Source organism: Orbaceae bacterium lpD04 (assembly GCA_036251935.1).
Lineage (GTDB): Bacteria > Pseudomonadota > Gammaproteobacteria > Enterobacterales > Orbaceae > Orbus > Orbus wheelerorum.
In genome coordinates this window covers 567,905-587,992 of record CP133967.1, presented here as the reverse complement: position 1 = coordinate 587,992, position 20,088 = coordinate 567,905, and the positions used below count along the sequence as shown (strand labels likewise).

Below are 20,088 nucleotides of genomic sequence, written 5' to 3'. Positions count from 1 at the left end.
TAGAGGTTAACATGCAATTATTTAGTAATAATAATCAAAAAAATAAAAAAACACCAAATAACAATGCGAGTCAAGATTTTATAGAGGGCAGAATATCAAGCTTTAGTATTGCAATTATAAGCACAAATAAGCAGCTAATCGATAATATTAGGTCCATCTTATTTTTATATAATGTATTGAGTATAGAAGTATTTTTATTGGGCTTAGATGAGATAAAAGAAGATACTCGTTGGACTGATTTTGATATTTTTATTATCGATATTAATAACGAATATGATGCTGAAAAAATCTCAGCAAATATCAATCGATTTATCCCAATTAAATCAACAACGATATTAGTTGGAGAAAATGACTCAATTATGTTCGCTGATCTGCTTGCGAAAAAAGGGATTCATTTTTTATTAAAAGATAAACAACTTGAACAAATACCTAATATTCTTTTCTTACGTAGCACAACCCCACCAGGATCAAGTAAACGTATTGGTAGTGTTGTTACTTTTTTAGCTTGCAAAGGGGGGATTGGTACATCTTCCTTAATCGTTCATATACTAAAAAACATTAGTCAATCGACTAGTTACCCGATTTTATATATACAAGGTGCGACTACGAGTCAAAATGCTGACTTTTTATTTGAAACACCAATTGATAAAGATGGTTTATTTACCCACGTTGATAAATCAATACAAGTAAAAATAGAACAAGATGATGAAACGGGTAAATATGATTATCTGGATTCTGGCTCATTTAATATTACGATCTTAGAGCAAAATATTGGATTACACTCTACAGTTAATAAGCTTGAGAACATAATAAACCTATCTAATATCATCTTCTTAGTTATCAATCGTGATCCTTACTCTATTAAAATAGCTAAAAATACATTAGAAGAAATTAATCGAATGGTACAAAAAGATAATTTAATACAAAATAAGCGATTTTTAATTTGTGTTAATGACGATAAACCAATCGATAAAAAATCATCATTGCAAGATATTGATATAGAAGAATACCTTGGAAAACCCATCAATTTTGTCCGAAAGTATATCCCTACACAAGAAAAATTTAAAAAAGCATATGAGACGCCAGAAATAGAAAGTATTGCCGCGGCAGTTATTGGAATTGATAGAAGGAATAAAAAAAACTCGGTTTTGACTTCTTTTATAACTAAAAAGAAAAAATAAAAGGCATCCTTATGCGTAAATTCAGTTATTTATTCTTAACAGGAAAAAAAGGGACGATTTCAGTTGAATTTGCCATTATTATTCCAATGCTGATTGTCCTATTTTTATTTGTGTTAGAAATGAGCCGAGTCATCTTAATCGGCTCATCACTCGATCTAGTTTCAACACAAGTGAGTCGAAAAACGGCAATAACAGAAAATATAAATAGAGATGCTTTATCTTATTCTGTCGTCTACGAGCAAGCGCTAGCAGAGGAGATCCCTGGCTGGTCAATATTAACATCAAAAGATAATTTTACCGTAAAAGTAACTTTCTGTGATTCAATTAATGATGTTATCAATAATAATTGTAATAGCGCACAACCTAATGCAAATAAAATTATTTTATTCGACTTGCAATATCATTATTCTGCAATCTTTTCTTTTTTATTTAGTCGCTTGATTGATGCCTCATTAAATAAAAAAATTATCGTTTATCGTGAATTTTATTCTTAATGGTAGAGATTAATATAATGATAACTAACTTAATAAAATTTATTAACAATAAAAAAGGTGCACTTTCAATTGAGTTTGCTGCTGTTTTCTTTATTTTTATGGCATTAACCTATGTCGTTTACGATATTTATAGCTCAATTATGTTACAAAATAAATTAGATCGAGCAACCTACACTGTTGCCTCTTTATTTCGAGAACGGACGAGCTTATACCCAATAGCTGACGATAGCCAAAATGGAAGTGTTGACCCCTCTTTTTCATTATGTAACAAACAAACAACATCCTGTTTTCAAACACAAGAGTTACTTGATCAAAAACAAGTTGATGATATGCAAAAATTAGCGAAAAATTTATTGAATAAAGACGTTGCAATTAAAATAGATAGCTTATTTATTTTACAAAATAGACTTTTTCCGGCTGATTTAAAACAAGCAAAGTTAGTTAATATTGCCGCGCTATCATGTGGTTCCCCAACTTGTAATACTGAAATAAAAAATTATTTTGGCTCACTCCCTAATATCACTGATAACTCAAGCTCTTCTTTGACTAATTATTCAAAACTAGTGCCTTATGTGCCGCGAAAAGGTATGCAGCCAAATATTAACGGTCGCTGGATCCCACTCTATAGAGTAAATATCTGTATCACAAATGATGAAAGCTTATACTTAAAACTATTTGGCAGAACACAATCAGAAAGTAATATTTTACCTAATTTATGTAGCGAAGCAGTTGTCATATCTCGCTGCAATGACCTAGGCGATGCAACAAAAAATTGCCCAATATATTTATAAAAAAGCGCATCATAAGCAGGTTACTATGAAAATATCGAATACATTGCTAAAAATATATAAAAAATTGATATTAAAATTTATAAAAAATGACTCTGGTAGCATTATTGTTGCATTTGCGATCATGTCCTCATTTATCTTTATTTGTTTTGTCGTTTCACTCAATAATGCTTATTTATTGAAATCAAGAGCAGCCATATCCGAGGCAAGTAATGAAGCATCGTTGGCTATTGTTGCCGTAAATAATGAAAATAAAACGGATCAAGATATAACTGATAATGAGAAATTAGCTTTAAGTTATATGAACTATTATTTAACTAAAAAGATTGTAAATAGATATAACGGAGCAAAAATTTCAGTTACTTATAACTCCATAGATAAGGAATATTATGTATCGTATCAGCGAGATATTAGTGCATTAGTAAAAATTAATACGCTAGGTAAATTAGGGACTTCAATTGTAACTGGAAATAAAAAAGAAAGCTTTGGTAACACGAGAAAAAATGATGTTTTAGAATCTATCGACATTGGTTTTATCGCTGACTTTTCAGGATCATCTACCTGCGATTACAATGATCTAAATTGTAATCAATATAGCGTCTCAATTAGTGAAAAACGTCGATTAGATTATATGCGTACAGCAATTAGTGGTGTAATAGACCTATTTTCACCCTATCCTACCGTTAAATTTGCTTTTATTCCTTATGATATTGGCGTACCTGTAGAAAATAAAAAGAAAAACCAAGCTGATGGTAAAAGTTACTCCTGCTCCATGCTTTATAAACTAAAAGCCCCTTATGCAGGACTCGATTATGATTTCTGGGCAAATAAGAATATTTTTTATTCTAAGTGGCAAAAATTGAAAAAACAGAGCGTTATTCAAGATTATTTAACTTTCAATTATTTTAATGAATATAGCAATGCCGTATTTTATAACCTCGATTATTACCGCTATTATTACTATCAAACAATTATTGGCCCCGCATTAGGCCATACATCTAATGCTCAGCTTGTAAATAGTGGTCTTTGTATCAAAAAACAGATGCAGGAAAGTGTTATTTTAGGAGAATCAATGTATGGTTGCGGGGTGAATGAGAGTGATTATCCATTAAGTTTAAGCAATAAAAACATTGTCATCAACGAATATGCAAAAATCGTGCAGTTATATGATTATATGTATTCTGGTGATTATGATGCACATTATTCGTTTGCAAACACCCAAACAGTCGACACAAAAGGAACACTAGATACACTATTTAGTGATATGCCAAACAATACCATCACCTTCACTAGGCCTATTGCTCCATCAATGGCTGAATTTTCACCTTTTATGGCAATGTGCTCATCACCTATTTATAGCAATAAAGTAATGGTTGGTAATGATGAAAAATTAGGTAGTTTGCAGGTATTAAATAATGCGGCAAATAATATTAATTCATTTAATGACTCTCCTCATCTTGTCCCTTTTGATATTAATGGCAATAACAGTAACGAGTTGGCTAAATATCTAAAAAGTAATCAATGGGCTCCTGGTGGTGGAACAGATACAATTAGCGCGCTATTAAGATCGGTACCGGTATTTGCTAAAGGTAAAAGTCAACACAAAGTTATCATTATCGTCAGTGATGGTAAAGATGATTCAGGAGCGGATACGCTAAGAGATGATTTTCTCGATCAAGGGGTATGTGAGGTGATTACCAAAGGTTTAACCTCATCAATATTTGAACAGCAAGGCTACATAGATAAAGTGGCAAACTCAGCAGCTATATATTATATAAAACTTTCTCCCCAAAAATCGTCATTAACAACGGATGCGGAATATGAAGCTGAATTTGGAAAATGGTTCACCAAATGTATGAATAAAGATAAGCAATATTTGTATATCGCAACTGATTATCAATCATTATTTAATATAACAAACTACATTATTCAGTCTGAAACTGGTGTGTTTATTAAACATTAATTAAACAAGGAGATACAAAATGATACCAAAATTCATCTCTTTCTTATTGATAAATTTATTTATTCCATTTGTGTATGCGCAAACTGATGCTGTGTTATTAAGTACAAAAGTAAGCGGTGGCGGTGGTAGTATGACTCGATTACATGCTGTAGATACGGGTGCAATTATCGAAAATGGTGATGTATGGGTTTGGGGCTATAGAGATGGCGGTCTTTCAGGTAATGGTAAGACACTTGTAATTGAATGGGAACCACCAGAAAGAGTATCAACTTTTGTAAATAAAAGATTAGATATCGTTCAAGTTACAGGGGGAATTTATCATATTATTGTTCTAGATATGAATGGCGATGTATGGGGATGGGGGCAAAATGGTTACAGACAGGCAAGTGCCGGACAATGCGCGTCAGGTCCAGTCAAAACTCCATGCCTAATTTTGCAAGGTAAAAATGTGATTCAAATTGGTGCTGGTGAATATACTGGCTACGCACTAACTAAAAATGGTGAAGTGTATGCATGGGGACACGGTATTTACGGACAGATAGGTAATGGCAGAAAAGATTCAAGTAATAGCCTATATAAAATTCCGCAGTCTTATTTTAATAATAAAAAAATTGTTATGCTTGGGGCAGCTTATGAGGGCGGCTATGCAATAAATGAAGTTGGAGAAATCTTTGGGTGGGGAGACGAACAAGCAAACTCTTTTGGCTATAATACCTATCCGGCTTACCATAGCTATGTTGTAACGCCAAAAAAACTAAACATATCAATTGATGGGCAAAATATTACTCATATTTGTGGTGGTGAAGGATATACTCAATACCTAACAACAGATGGTGATGTATATGGGATCGGAGAACTATCAAGGATTGGGCAAGGTGCTTTATATAGTGATACGACGCATCGTACTGCTTATCCTGTAAAGATTCTGACTAATGTTCGTACACTTTATTGCAGATATGCAGGTTCAGCTGCAATAAAAAATACTAATTATATTTATACTTGGGGCTCTAACCTCAGCCCTGATCCATTTTTCATATATGGTTCTGTTCCAATTGGAAGGAAAATTAATGGAAACTTAATTCGGATCGATGGTGGGAAGGAGAATTTATATTATTTAAATGATCAAGGTCAGTACTATGGGGTTGGTTATGGAGCTGGTCATAAATTTGACCATAGTAGTAACCGCAATATCCCGTGGCCAGGAACAAGATTAACCTTTTTAGAGCAAGCGGTAAAAGCCGTTTATGGGCAAGACTATGTCCTAGGTCAAGGAAATTAATAAAACGAATATGACACTATTGAATAATTTTTGCTTAAGTATTACATGGTTAATACTGATAACCGTTTGTTATTCTGATATTCGTTATCGAATTATATCAAATAAACAAGTGATTATTTTACTCACTATAATATTACTTAACTATTTATTTAGTAGTGGAGAACTTTCGTATATTTCCGCAATTATTTTTTTAATTATAGGTATTTTTTTATTTTATTTTGGTTTAGTCGGTGCCGGAGATATTAAATTAATCAGCGTATTATTACTATCAATCCCTAATAATGAAATTATAGATTTTCTTATGATTATGGCGCTATTAGGCATTCCTTTAGCGTTAATAGTTTTAATTAAAAAAATTTTCACCAAAACGAAATCAACAATTCCTTATGGTATTGCCATTAGCTTGAGTTACATGATTGTCACGAGTCATGTTTTATATATAAATTAATAAAAAGGAATCATTTTAATGCCTATCTATGAGTACAAAAAAAATAGAATTTTTATATTGCTCTGCATATTAACGATATTATGTATTATGCTCATTTTAATTCCGATTACTTTTCAAAATGATACATTTTATACTATAAAAATAGGACAACAAATTGCAGAAAAAGGATTAGTTCCTATTGATGACTTCACTTTTCTCGATAACCTCCCTTACACTTATCCACACTGGTTATATGATTATGGTATTTTTCAGATTTATCAAATCGGGGGTTTTAAAGCGATTTATATCTCATCAATCATATTTGCAATGATTTTAGCTTTTTTATTGATGTTTATTAGTTACCGCATTTCAAAAAATCGTTTTGTCACCTTTTTTGTTGTGTGCGCGACAATAATGACATTATCAATTAACTTCACAGCCAGAGCACAGCTAATTACCTATATACTGCTTATAATTGAATATGGCGTGCTATTTGCTTATAGCCAAAAAAAATTAAGTCGAGTTCCTTTCTTCCTCTCGATGATGATAATTTCAACTCTAATCGTCAATTTACATTGTGCTATATGGCTTTTATATTTTTTAATTGCAATACCGTTTGTTGTAGAAAAAATCATTAGTGGCTACCTAATAAAAAAACCATACCCATTGTCGGAAAGAATCATTGCAATACCGACAACACAATATAGCGCTATTTTTGTATTAATAACATTAATAGCATCAATATTAACTGGATTTTTAACCCCTCTAGGTGATACCCCCTTTACTTATTTAATTAAAACCTATAGGGGAATTTCAACATTAATGATTAGCGAACATCAACCACTTGCTCCAGTTAAAAACATTGCATTTATGGTGTTTATTTTAGAAATCAGCTACTTATTATTATTTACTCGCTGTAAAGTCTTCGTTAGTGAGTTATTATTACTCGCAGGCCTATGTTTTTTAACCCTTTTATCAATACGACAATCAGCAATTTTATTACTCATAAATGCATTAATCGCACCACGCTTATTAACGCAGGCTTTTGAAGAACAATGCCCCAAAAGACTTGCATTTTACACCCGTAATATTGGCACGATTAAAGGCGGCATTATTGCTCTAATTATTATTTCGTTATTATGTTATGCACATTATTTGTATGCATTATCTGTTAGTAAAATCACACCATTTACTGAAAATGAAACCACAATAAATTTTTCGCAAAATTATGATGATAACTATCCAGTTAAGGCAATGGATTATTTAATGCTTAATGCTGATCCAACTACCGCAAGAATATATTCAGATTATGCTTTAGGTAGCTACGTATTATTTAGAGGTTTTAAACCGATGCTAGATTCAAGGGCAGATCTTTATACTATCGAATTTAATAATAAACAAGACTATATAAAAGAAGTTGCGAAACTTATTGCATTCCAAATACCTTATGAAGAATTTTTTAAAAAATTTAATATTAATTATATTTTACTTGCAAAAAATGATTCTCTAAATAGCTATATCAACTACGACAATAAATACCAAACAATTTATGAAGATAAAGAATTTATTATTTACCAGCGTTAGTAATAATTATCAATAAAAGGAATTTAGATGTTAAAAGTGTTTATCAAATATAGTGGAGTTGGGGTTATTAATACTGCCATTCATTGGTTGATATTCTTACTTTGCTTTTACTGTTTTAGCTTAAAACAGGCTACAAGTAATCTTATTGCATTTGCTATCGCAGTAACATTTAGTTATTTGATAAACAGTGTATTTACCTTTAAGGTTAAGTATCGAGTAAAGAATTACTTATTATATTGTTTTTCAATGGCCGCAATTGCTTATTTTGTCGGTTATTTTTCGGATTATATACAATTGCCGTTTTTACTTACTTTAATTACCTTTTCATTCATTAGTCTTATTAGTGGTTTCTACTTTAGTTTGTTAATTTTTAAGAGAAAATAAATGACAATAACTTTAATTGTGCCCGTTTTTAATGAAGAAGATAATATAATTGCTTTCTATTCTAGCGTAAGAAATCTCAGCACACTTGCAAATTATAGTATCGAAATATTATTTATTAATGATGGTAGCACGGACAATACATTAGCTATAATTGAAAAGCTTGCACAACAAGATAATTTCGTCTCGTTAGTATCTTTTACCCGTAATTTTGGTAAAGAAGCCGCAATGTTAGCCGGACTAAAACATGCTAGCGGAAATGCCGTTATTCCAATTGATGTGGATCAACAAGATCCTATTGAGATTATTCCACTACTTATCGAAAAATGGCAGAATGGCGCAGATATTGTGCTAGCTAAAAGACGTAGCCGGCTATCTGATAGTTTTTTAAAACGTAAAACAGCGAGCTGGTTTTATAGTTTACATAATAAAATTTGCCAACCAAAGATTGAACCTAACGTCGGTGATTTTCGGTTAATTTCAAAAAATATCGTAAACCATATTTTAGATCTACCTGAATGTAATATTTTTATGAAAGGGTTGCTAAGTTGGGTTGGCGGTAAGATAGAAATAGTTGAATATGATCGCAAAGAGCGCTATGCGGGTAAAAGTAAATTTAATTTTATTAAATTATGGAATTTTGCTATCGAAGGGATCACCAGTTTTTCAGTTATCCCACTTAAAGTATGGACGTACCTTGGCTTTATTATTTCATTTTTATCGCTGATTTATGCGACTTGGATAGTAATTGATAAAATATTTTGGGGTAATCCTGTCCCTGGTTATCCTTCATTATTAGTCTCGATTCTATTTTTAGGTGGTATTCAACTAACGAGTATTGGCGTTTTAGGTGAATATATTGGACGCATTTATATTGAATCTAAAAGGCGCCCACGCTACATTACTCAAAAAGTGATTATTGCAACAAAAAACCCAAAAATAGCTAATGAAGATTCATTTAATTTCAGTTATAACGAAAAATCAACTAAACATTAACCAATCAAACTGTTTATTTAAAATTTTTATTGACTGAATAAATAAGATGGGTAAAATGCACACATTCAAAATTAATTACTTCAATAGTAATTATTTTGAGCCCGGGTGGTGAAATCGGTAGACACAAGGGATTTAAAATCCCTCGGCCTTTTGGCCGTGCGAGTTCAAGTCTCGCCCCGGGCACCATTTATGTACCAATTCTCATGCGGGAATAGCTCAGTTGGTAGAGCGCAACCTTGCCAAGGTTGAGGTCGCGAGTTCGAACCTCGTTTCCCGCTCCAATTATTATATCTAAGTTTTGATATCGTCTTCTAATAATTAACCCATAGGTTAATGAAAAATAATCTAAATCCTAATACTTCTCTTTTTTTCAAAAGTATAAAATAAACACTTAGCAAAAGTATTATCCCCCCGCTAAGGCTATGCTTGGAACAGCTTAAACTATCAACAGATCATAATGGCTCTGTAACGTAATATAAATAGACAATATAACTATACATATTAGCGAATAATAATTTCTATCTCATCATACGAATCGAAAGTCAGGTTTAAAATTATAGTCGCTGTAATGGACTTTAATGTGAACCACCTCACAAATCTGTTTAAAAATCACTCGTTTTTTTTAATTTAAATTGTGATTTTTTAATTGTAATAATATTTTAGACACACATGAAAACAAAATATTAAAGCAACAACTTTTCCATAACATCGAAATGCTCATATTGAACTATTCCTATTAGCGCAACTGGGCGAGATAATAAAGCTAATCTGCATTAACTTACTAAATATTTTACAAATAGATGTTAACGTTAACTTGAAACATTGGCATTGCAATTTCATGCCATATAAAGGTAGATTAAATGAAAAGACAAAATTTTAGCCAAAACTATCTGATATTAAGTGGACTATTTTTCTTTTTCTTTGTGACCTGGTCCTCTTCTAGTTCGTTATTGTCACTTTGGCTATCCCAAAAAATGGGGTTAATTCCCTCAGAAACCGGTATTATTTTTTCGGTTCTATCAATTTCAGCCTTATTTGCACAAATTAGCTATGGGCTCATTCAAGATAAATTAGGTGTGAGAAAAAATATTCTTTGGTTTATTTCAGTTTTACTTATTTTATCGGGCCCATCATATGTCCTGTTTGGATATTTGCTAAAATACAATTTACTATTAGGCTCTATTTTTGGCGGAATATTTATTGCTTTAACCTTTAACGGTGCAATTGGCTTAATTGAAGCTTATTCCGATAAATTATCGCGTTTATGTGGATTTGAATTTGGTAAAGTAAGAATGTGGGGGTCATTGGGCTGGGCAATCGCTATTTTCTTTTCAGGTTTATTTTTTAATATCAATCCACATATCAATTTTTTTATTGCTTCTTGTTCTGGTATTGTTTTTTGTCTTTTATTGACTAAGTTAAATACGAAAAAAATTGATAGCAACTCAATTAATCCTATTAATGAAAATAAAGTTAAATTAGCAGATTCCATTAATTTATTACAACAACCTAATTTTTGGAAGTTAATTCTATTTGTTGTCGGTACCTGTGTGTATGGTGTTTATGACCAGCAATTTCCTATTTACTACTCATCTCAATTCCAAAATATTGCTCTGGGCAATGAAATGTTCGGGTATTTAAATTCAGTGCAAGTATTTCTTGAAGTCGGAGGGCTATATATCGCGCCATGGTTCGTCAATAAAATTGGTGCTAAAAATGGCTTAATTTTTGCGGGAATAATCATGGCAATTAGAATGATTGGTTCTGGTGTAGTTGAGGGGCCATTACTCATTTCAATAATGAAATTATTACATTCGTTAGAATTGCCGGTATTACTCATTTCAGTCTTTAAATATAACAGCATTAATTTTGACAAACGTTTATCTGCGACAATTTATTTAGTCGGATTTTCGTGTACTGGCTCAGTCATTGGAACATTTTTATCACCACTTGCCGGTATAAGCTATGAATTACTCGGCTTTGCACGTTCCTATATCATTATGGGGGTGATCGTATTATCGATTACGCTTATTTCTGCAATGTTATTACAAAATAATGTTGAAAATGCACAATAGTTCAATCGTACTGCGTTCACAACTAATTGTTTAAATATAATTTTACGAGGTTGTCAAAATGAAAGATTTATTAATAGAGCAAGCAGAACAGTATATTGTAGAACATCAAAAAGATGTGAAAAAACGATGGTACCCAACATTTCATTTAGCACCACGAATTGGTTGGATGAATGATCCTAATGGCCTTGTATGGTTTAAGGGTTATTATCATGCTTTTTATCAGCATCATCCTTATTCCGCATTTTGGGGGCCAATGCATTGGGGGCATGCTAGAAGTAAAGATTTAATTCATTGGGAAGAGTTGCCTATTGCTCTCGCGCCGTCAGGAGAAGAGGATAAAGATGGTTGTTTCTCTGGCTCTGCTGTCGTTGATGGAGAAACGTTAGTATTAATTTATACCGGTCATAAATTTCATGGAGAAAAAATTGATGACAATCTTTATCAAGTTCAATGCTTGGCTGTGAGTAAAGATGGAGTTAATTTTGAGCGCCAAGGCATGATTATTGATACTCCGGTGGGGATCAACCACTTTAGAGATCCAAAAGTATGGAAAGAAAAAGATAGCTGGTATATGGTCGTAGGAGCAAGAGTGGGTGATATTGGCGAAGTGCGCCTTTATAAATCTGCGGATTTGCGTCATTGGTGTGATGCAGGAATAATTGGTAAAGCAGACAAGTCGATGGGTTATATGTGGGAATGTCCTGATTTTTTCCCGCTTAATGATAAATATGTCTTAATGTTTTCACCACAAGGATTAAAAGCCGAGGGATATCACAATCGAAATTTATTTCAAAGTGGTTACCTTACTGGAACATGGCATCCCAATTCAAAATTTATTATTGAAAAACCATTTAAAGAATTAGATCTTGGTACTGATTTTTATGCACCACAAAGTTTTGTGGCTCCTGATGGTCGAAGAATTGTAATTGCTTGGCTTGATATGTGGGAATCCGCTATGCCTGAGCGTGAAGATAATTGGGCTGGAATGTTAACGTTACCGCGTGAATTAACGATAACTGACGATGGTCTTATTCAAATGAATCCAATTAAAGAAATACTCAAACTACGTTCAAAATTCACCCCATTTATAAATTTAATTGAAATAAACAATGAAATCGATGTTGTCTCATCTTGTAAAATAGCCGAAATCGTCTTGAATATTAATTTGAAAAATAGTACTGCTGAAAAGTATGGATTCAAATTTGGTACAGGTATTAATGTCTTTATTGATAATCAGGCTAAACGTTTAGTCATTGAGCGAGAGTATTCTCAATATCAATTATTTGGTACTAGAAGCGTGGAATTACCAGAAAGTGATCAAATATCATTACGTATTTTTATTGATATGTCTTCTATCGAAATTTTCGTAAATAACGGATATGCCTGCTTGAGTAGTCGAATGTACCCAGAACTAAATGAAAGAAACATAAAGCTTTATGCATATGGTGGACAAGCTGATATATCGGGTTCAGGTATTTGGACTTTAGTCATTTAGGCAATTTGATGAGTATTTATTGGGGAGAAAAAATGAAAAGAAAAAAGTAATTAAATTGATTAGAAACCCATTAGTAATCAGCTATACCAAGAGATTGTTATTATCACTTATATCAATGTCCGTATTTTCTGCAATGGGAGCTAGTCGTTATGAGCATGGATACCAAAGTTATTTTAATATCCAAAATGCTCAATCTACTACTGAAAAAGAAATAACTAAAACCAAGCCCATTTCTGCCGCCAGTCAGATTCAGGCAAACCATGCGAATATTAATAAAAAAAATTCTAAAAATACCACGGCATCTGATATTAAAAAAAATAATATTGATACAGTAGCTAAATCTACATCATCACAAATTCAACGCCAAGATTCATTGTTTATATCTAATCCAAATGAGGCTCCTGTCGCTTGGCTTTCGGTCAATAATAATTTAAATACAGCCGCTTTACATGGCAATATTCGTTCGCAAATTGAAATTGATAACTTTAGATGGAATCATGATAAAGAACGAAATAGTGGGAAATATAAATTTTCAATTATGAATGCATTTTTACGCCATGACGAGTTACCTAATTGGTATTTTGGTTTCTATTTCGCAAAAGAAGATAGTTATAAAGGTAATATTTTTGACCAATCATTTCAAGATAATACGAATATTAGTGAAGCTTTTGTTGGTCATATTTTCGAGACTTACCGAGGTAAAATCGGCCTTGAAGGGATGTTTGGTGCAGAATCAGGACTAAACCGATTAAAAACGAGAGTAAAAACATGGGTTGATTTACGTTTCACTGATACCTTGCGTTTAGGTGGATATATATTCTATGAATTTCAACCTTATAACAATCGTCCTGATAACGGCGATACCAATAATACCTCTATTGAAACAGAACCTGTTTTAAAATACCAAATTGATAATAATAATGGCCTTTGGCTAAGTTCCTTATATATCAGAAAAAAACAAGCCAGAAAAGAGTTTGGTGCAATTATGGAGGTTGAACAAAATATTAGATTAGGTTTCTTCCATAATTGGACAGATTTATTTTCGTCAATTTATATCGGCACTGGTCGCCTTAAAAAATACAACCAAATAAATTCAAACGAAACTTTTTATAAAAGTAATTATCACACGCTTGGGGTAACAGCAAGTTACCCTTTAATACTAAGCTTAAGAGCTTACGGCGAATTTAAATTCGAAAAAACAAAAGAATATGGTCTATGGACATCAGATGGTCACAACTGGAACCCGTTCACATTACTTGGTGTGGTATATGAATTTTAATTGAGGAAATCGTTATGTTTACAACAAAAAAAATATGTTTAGCGAGTATGTTATATTTATTAAGTTTTTTTGCTTTCTCTCAGATGGGATCTGAAACATTACATAATAAATCTATACCTTCAATACACGGTTTTTTTCCTAAAGTTGATGCCTCTTTCGTCGGTGATCCAATGCCTATCTTTGCTGATGGGGTATTTAATATTTTCTATCTTAATGATATTAGAGGGGGAAGTGATTTAGGTGTTCATGCTGTACATTTACTTACCAGCTCTGATTTATATCACTATACAAATCATTCAGAAGTATTGCCATACATTAATGATGTTAATAACCCTGAATTACTGCTCGGCACAGGATCATTTATAAAAGTCGGGGATACTTGGCATGCTTGGTATACTGCTCATAACGCCAATGTTTTTCCTGTCGAATCAGTCATGCATGCAACAAGTTCTGATAAAATTAATTGGGTTAAACATTATCAAGACACTATTTTACCCGGCAAAAATTATAGCGGTAATGATTTTCGAGATCCTCATGTAGTTTGGATCCCCGAAAAACAGCAATATTGGATGCTAATTACAACGCGCCAAAATGGTAAAGGCGTCATCGTAAAATATTCATCTACTGATTTAAAAAACTGGCAAGATGATGGTGTATTTTTTGATAATGATACAATATCTAATGATTCAAATCTTGAATGTCCTACGTTAGTTTTTTTTAACAATAAATGGTACTTAAGTTTTAGTGACCAATGGCCAACTCGTTTAACACAATATCGGGTAGCGGATAATCCTGAAGGGCCATTTGTAAAACTAAAGAATTATGCTGTTGATGGTGCCGGGTTTTATGCAGGTAAGCTGGCAATGAAAGATGACCATCTTTATGTTTTTGGTTGGAATCCAACAAAATCATCAAGTAAAGATAGTGGTAATATTGATTGGGCCGGTAATCTCGTTGCACATGAACTAATCCAAAACAGCGACGGCAGCTTAAGTAGTGTCATACCAACAGAGTTAAATAACGTCATTAACAGCCTGCCTAATAACTCAAAACTATTAAAACCAAATTCATTAAAAAATAATATTACCACTAAGTTTGATACATTAAATATGCAAATTTATGACGTCATGCCATCTTCTGCGGTCATAGAAGGAACGATAAAAGGGGCAAGCCATGGCATCATTTTCAATTTCGGCATCAATGAAAATAAGCTAGTTAATGCACCATTAAATATTGTATTAAATAAAGCTGTCAATAAAGTTTTCTTTTATAACAGCCCATTAGCAGCACTTTCGACGGCTAAACCCGAGCTAGGTACACCTGTTGATTTGAGTGGTGATATTCACCTGAAAATATTAATTGAAAATTCAATAGCCGTCTTTTATATCAATGATAAAGCTGCTTTTACCGCACGCATGTACGATATGGTCAATAATAAATGGGGGCTAAGTTATTCAATTAATGACAATCCAACTATTGAGCTAAATATTAAAGAGATTAAATAGGCTATATTATGAATAAAACTCTTTTTTTATTTTTAGTGTTAAGTTTGCCTATTGCGTCAATGGCAAGTATGAACGTTATTCGCGAAAACTCAGGTAAGGTAATTTCGGTTAATCCTTGGTCTTATCTTGATGAAGAGGTGATGTGGGCATCTGTTTATTCATCTAATCCTGATGGAGGAAAAATTAATGGTTACATAAAAGCTAAATATGCAACTGAATTTTCTTATATTAAAAATCATACTCATCATGTTAATGATAACATTACCTTTGCTCAAGGAGTATTTCGTTCTCATGATTTACCTGGCTGGTATTTAGGTTTTTCGAGTAATCGAAACGCTAATTATAGCGGCCCATATGGTCGTTATGAATATCAAAATAGCACATTTAATACTGAAGTAGTTGTAGGTAAAGAATTTCGCTATGATAACATCCGCTTTGGCGCAGAAGTGATGGGGGGTTATCAATCGTCTGGTTTTTCTGATGATCAAGGTAAAATAGGTTATTGGAATGCTCGCCTAAAATTATTTACTGATATTCAAATTGATGACCACTTCTCTATTTTTGGCTATGTTTACCAACAATTTGATCGCAAAAGAATTCGTAATGACGAAAATGATCGTGACTCAAGATCTACTGTAATTGAACCGGGGATCCAATACATTATTAACAATAACAATGGCGTTTGGATTAGAACTCACGCCTCATTTGCTCGTTTAGAACGAGAAAAATGGGGAAATATCAAAGATAAAGATAATGTAACCTCCATTGGTTACTGGAATATTTGGGATAGATTACAAACATCAATTAGCACTGGTATTGGTAAATATAAGAAATACAACTCACAAAATAGCGAAATATTTTATAATCGAAATTATAATTATGTGCAGCTAAATGCGACGTACCCTATTACTGACCGTTTTACTTTATATGGAGAGGTAAAAAGAATGCATCTGAATGAAATAGGTAACTGGTCTACTAATAGCAAAGGTAACATTTATAATTATAAGGCAATGATTGATTTTAATTTTTAATTAAATCAAAAAAATGATGATTCTGTAACAATAATTATAGATTTTAATCAAACGATGTAAAACTAGGGGAGTAGCGTATTTAACTCATACTAAGGTCAGATCAGACATCAATAAACTGCCCATATTTTATGGGCAGTTTTATTCAAATTAGCCGTTATGAATTAATGAATAAGTGATTACAGTATCGTTTTATTATATATATTGACAAACTTTGCAACGCTACAGAGTAAAAAAACAAAATATTAATACACCAAAAAGCAAATACGCAGATAGCTGACAAACTTAATTTACATATTTAAGCCTTAGAACTACCAACGCCCTGATGCGCCGCCACCGCCACTTCGACCGCCGCCTCCACCGCCAAATCCGTTACCGGAACTAAGCCCTCCGCCAAAGCTGCTTCCGCCATTACCTCTACCACCGCGAGGACCGCCATTTTTGCCGAATAGTGCAGATAAAATCGTTGATGCGACAAAAACTAAAAATAAAGTTGGTAATGCAATTGCAATAGGAAAGCCATTGAATAGCGAATAAGCCCCTGCTGAAGTACCATTTAATATGCCAATAGCAAGAGACTTCCTACCTTTTGATTTTTTTAGCCATTTTAATGGCAATAAAGTCGTAATTAGCATACAAATAATATATGAAGCAATGCTGTAGTAAAGTAACGACAAGCCAAAAGGTCCTTTAATTACATCGCCGATACGCGGCTCATATTGCATAGTGTTTAAGCTTTTGGGTAAAATAGATCCCGCATCATCTGTTTTACTTAAAATCCCCATCACTGACACAATAGCATCACTAATGCCTTGGTAATAATTATTTTGTTTAAAAGCAGGAATAAACGTTTTATCAATTATGTGCTTTGCAACTAAATCCGTTAAATCGCCTTCTAGTCCATAGCCAACTTCGATCCTAGCTTGTCGATCATTTTTTGCGATGACAAATAAAACACCGTTATCTTTATCTTTTTGACCAATTTTCCACTGTCTAAAAACGCGGTCAGAAAATTGTTCTATCGATTCATTATTTACTGTTGGTACTAGCAATATGGCTATTTGTGAACCCGCATCTTGTGTACTTTCATAACTACGCAGCATTTGATCGAGTTTTTCAATTTGGTCATTAGTTAAGGTATTGGTAGTATCAACAACTCTTTGAGAATAAGCAGGCACTGCAACCGCAGCGCACACTTGATAGCAAATAATAAGGCAAGCAATAAAACATAATTGAATAAAGCGCATAGCAAATAACTAATTGAAGTTAACAGATGGTGCTGTTGATATTTGCTTTTCATTTTCAACCGTAAATTGGGCTTTTGGTGCCAATTGATAATAATTAGCAATTAGATTGCCCGGTAAACGGCGAATGTAGCTATTATAGTTTTGAATAGCTTGAATATATCGTCCGCGCGCAACGGCAATTCTATTTTCACATCCTTCGAGTTGAACCATCAAATCGCTATAAAGTGAACTTGCTTTTAAATCAGGATAGTTTTCACTCACCGCGAGTAAACGGCTTAGGGAAGAGCTTAATTGCTGCTGAGCTTGTTGGAACTTTGCCATCACAGCGGGATCTGTTAACTGATCGGCGCTGACTTGAATTGCTCCGACTTTAGCCCTCGCCTCTGTAACGTCAATTAATACACTTTTTTCATGGTTAGTATAACCTTTAACCGTATTCACCAAATTAGGGACTAAGTCTGCTCGGCGTTGATACTGATTAATTACTTCAGACCATGAAGCGGTAACTTTTTCATCATCAGACTGGATCGTATTAAAGCTATTAAATAAAATCACACCCGCAATAATAATTAATACCAAAATAAGATAAAGAGGCTTAAATTTCATGATACATCCTTTTGTATAAAAATGGCTTGATGCAATAGATAAACATTGTCGCATTATACTACAAGTTAATGAGATATTAGGATATGTTTGATTAACCTAATTTTTCGTTATTTTTTTGTTGTAACCATCAATTATAATAAAAAAGCGGAAATATTAATATCCCGCTTTTTTATCGCCGACATGTAAAATTAGATATTGATTACTTACTGTTTTCTTTACCATTCCAACATTCAGTAACAAACCCATATTGCTTAGAATCAAAAGGTGCTGCTTTAGTCTTACGATAATGTTCTAATGCTTTAAGTACAAATGGTAATCCTAATAATAATAGTGGGATATTTAAATAAACCATAATAATATTCATTAAATCAGATATGTACCATAAATTACCGAGCTCAAGTCCAGCTAAAATGGTGAGTATTCCAAATGGCACAAAGACTAATGAACCGAGTGTTCGAATCCCTAAAATAAAGCTTTGCTTTTTAGAGATAAAATTAGCTGAAATTTCTGCAAATGAGATCATACCAAGTAGCGTTGTAAAAGCAAATAGGCCATAACAAGCACACATAATAATCTCAACAACGGTCGAAATTGATGATGGTACTAAAGCCTCCACAGAGCTTAGGTATAACATAATTTTTGACGCCCTAACCGATTCCCACATTACACCATCAACTGATCCGGTCCAAACATGAGCCATAACGACAATAAAACCCGTCATGGTACAAATCACCATCGTGTCAAAAAACACCCCAAAGCTTTGCACTAATCCCTGCTCACATGGATGGCGGTTATTGGCAACTGCTGCTGCCATAGTAATGGTACCTTGCCCTGCTTCATTGGACATTAAGCCCCTTTTCACACCTTGAGCAAGAGCCGTACCAATTGTGCCACCAAAAATAGCATGAGGTAAAAATGCGCCAACAACGACTTCATGAAAAAAGTACGGAATTAATGGGAAGTTTATTAAAATAATAATAATAGACATACCAACAAAAATAACTGCTTTAATCGGTACTAACACATCAGAATAGGCAACTACTCGGCGAATGCCACCAAAGATAATAAATGCACATACAACAACGAGTATTACTGCAATAACATAATATAGTGTTGATTGATGGCTATACTGCTCGCCAGTTGAAGCCTGCGCTATTGCGCCAATTGCAGAAAAAACATTAAATGTTTGAGCTGGAATATTAAATAAAGCATAAATGATAAATACAAACGATAAAAATAAGCCAACAAATCGTTTATTACCTAAAATACGTTTACCATAAAATGGTAACCCACCAACAAATTCATCACCTTTTTTCTCTTTGAAAAGCTGAGCTAGCACCGATTCAGTAAATGCAGATGCCATCCCAAAAAAGGCAGCTACCCACATCCAAAATAGTGCACCAGGACCACCAATTGAAATTGCACCCGTGATACCAACAATATTTCCTGGGCCGGCTCTCATGGCAAGGCCAAGCATAAACGATCCTATCGCACTGATTCCTTGTTTAGACGGCTGCCTTGCTAACATTATTTTTATCGCCGGTACAAAACTTTGGCGTTGGATAAAACGTGTGCGGATCGTAAAATAGATCCCAACACCAATTAATAAAATAACAGGAAAAGAGAATTGACCCAACACAGGTATACGACTATACCAGTCAATATTGGTTGGAAAATCCCAAACTGCGTCAGTAATTGGCGCTAAAAAAGCAAAAAAATCATTAATTAAATCAAAAATCTTATTCACAACATCTACTCAC

General features: G+C 33.2%; 15 protein-coding genes and 2 tRNA genes. 14 read left to right on the top strand and 3 right to left on the bottom strand.

Translation table 11 applies throughout. The features are described from left to right. Nucleotides 1-11: 11 nt before the first annotated feature. The 14 genes from RHO14_02635 (at nt 12) to RHO14_02570 (ending at nt 16,478) form a co-directional block, all read left to right on the top strand. A complete protein-coding gene (locus RHO14_02635) occupies nt 12-1,181 on the top strand; it encodes a hypothetical protein (protein ID WVD71701.1) in 1,170 nt (389 codons plus the stop codon). Between the two features lie 11 nt (nt 1,182-1,192). Then, entirely contained in the window at nt 1,193-1,675 is a 483-nt protein-coding gene (locus RHO14_02630) for a pilus assembly protein (GenBank protein ID WVD71700.1), read from the top strand. A 17-nt stretch (nt 1,676-1,692) separates the two neighbouring features. Then, on the top strand, nt 1,693-2,466 hold the full coding sequence (tadF, locus tag RHO14_02625) for a tight adherence pilus pseudopilin TadF (protein WVD71699.1): 774 nt from the start codon (nt 1,693-1,695) through the stop codon (nt 2,464-2,466). 25 nt (nt 2,467-2,491) lie between these two features. Then, nucleotides 2,492-4,426, top strand: coding sequence for a hypothetical protein (locus RHO14_02620; GenBank protein ID WVD71698.1), 1,935 nt, complete (start codon nt 2,492-2,494; stop codon nt 4,424-4,426). Nucleotides 4,427-4,445: 19 nt separating this feature from the next. Continuing rightward, entirely contained in the window at nt 4,446-5,705 is a 1,260-nt protein-coding gene (locus tag RHO14_02615) for a hypothetical protein (GenBank protein WVD71697.1), read from the top strand. A gap of 535 nt (nt 5,706-6,240) precedes the next feature. Further along, complete coding sequence (locus tag RHO14_02610) at nt 6,241-7,716, top strand: hypothetical protein (GenBank protein ID WVD71696.1); 1,476 nt, start codon at nt 6,241-6,243, stop codon at nt 7,714-7,716. 384 nt (nt 7,717-8,100) lie between these two features. Further along, complete coding sequence (locus RHO14_02605) at nt 8,101-9,093, top strand: glycosyltransferase family 2 protein (protein ID WVD71695.1); 993 nt, start codon at nt 8,101-8,103, stop codon at nt 9,091-9,093. A gap of 99 nt (nt 9,094-9,192) precedes the next feature. After that, nucleotides 9,193-9,279: transfer RNA gene (locus tag RHO14_02600), tRNA-Leu, on the top strand. A 19-nt stretch (nt 9,280-9,298) separates the two neighbouring features. After that, nucleotides 9,299-9,374 (top strand) — tRNA-Gly (locus tag RHO14_02595). 579 nt (nt 9,375-9,953) lie between these two features. Then, on the top strand, nt 9,954-11,168 hold the full coding sequence (locus RHO14_02590) for an oligosaccharide MFS transporter (protein ID WVD71694.1): 1,215 nt from the start codon (nt 9,954-9,956) through the stop codon (nt 11,166-11,168). 58 nt (nt 11,169-11,226) lie between these two features. Further along, nucleotides 11,227-12,663 carry a glycoside hydrolase family 32 protein gene (locus RHO14_02585; protein WVD71693.1) on the top strand — a complete coding sequence of 479 codons (1,437 nt, stop codon included), beginning with the start codon at nt 11,227-11,229 and terminating at the stop codon, nt 12,661-12,663. A 115-nt stretch (nt 12,664-12,778) separates the two neighbouring features. Further along, nucleotides 12,779-13,942 (top strand): OmpG porin family protein, encoded by a 1,164-nt coding sequence (locus tag RHO14_02580; GenBank protein WVD71692.1) that lies wholly within the window; start codon nt 12,779-12,781, stop codon nt 13,940-13,942. A 14-nt stretch (nt 13,943-13,956) separates the two neighbouring features. After that, nucleotides 13,957-15,447: a glycoside hydrolase family 32 protein gene (locus tag RHO14_02575; GenBank protein ID WVD71691.1), complete on the top strand. Its 1,491-nt coding sequence runs from the start codon at nt 13,957-13,959 to the stop codon at nt 15,445-15,447. An 8-nt stretch (nt 15,448-15,455) separates the two neighbouring features. Further along, complete coding sequence (locus RHO14_02570) at nt 15,456-16,478, top strand: OmpG porin family protein (protein ID WVD71690.1); 1,023 nt, start codon at nt 15,456-15,458, stop codon at nt 16,476-16,478. 308 nt (nt 16,479-16,786) lie between these two features. Here RHO14_02570 and RHO14_02565 read toward each other — a convergent pair whose 3' ends face one another. The 3 genes from RHO14_02565 to RHO14_02555 form a co-directional block, all read right to left on the bottom strand. Continuing rightward, on the bottom strand, nt 16,787-17,722 hold the full coding sequence (locus RHO14_02565) for a TPM domain-containing protein (protein ID WVD71689.1): 936 nt from the start codon (nt 17,720-17,722) through the stop codon (nt 16,787-16,789). Between the two features lie 9 nt (nt 17,723-17,731). After that, a complete protein-coding gene (locus RHO14_02560) occupies nt 17,732-18,328 on the bottom strand; it encodes a LemA family protein (protein WVD71688.1) in 597 nt (198 codons plus the stop codon). 199 nt (nt 18,329-18,527) lie between these two features. Continuing rightward, nucleotides 18,528-20,075 (bottom strand): amino acid carrier protein, encoded by a 1,548-nt coding sequence (locus tag RHO14_02555; protein ID WVD71687.1) that lies wholly within the window; start codon nt 20,073-20,075, stop codon nt 18,528-18,530. Nucleotides 20,076-20,088 lie beyond the last annotated feature (13 nt).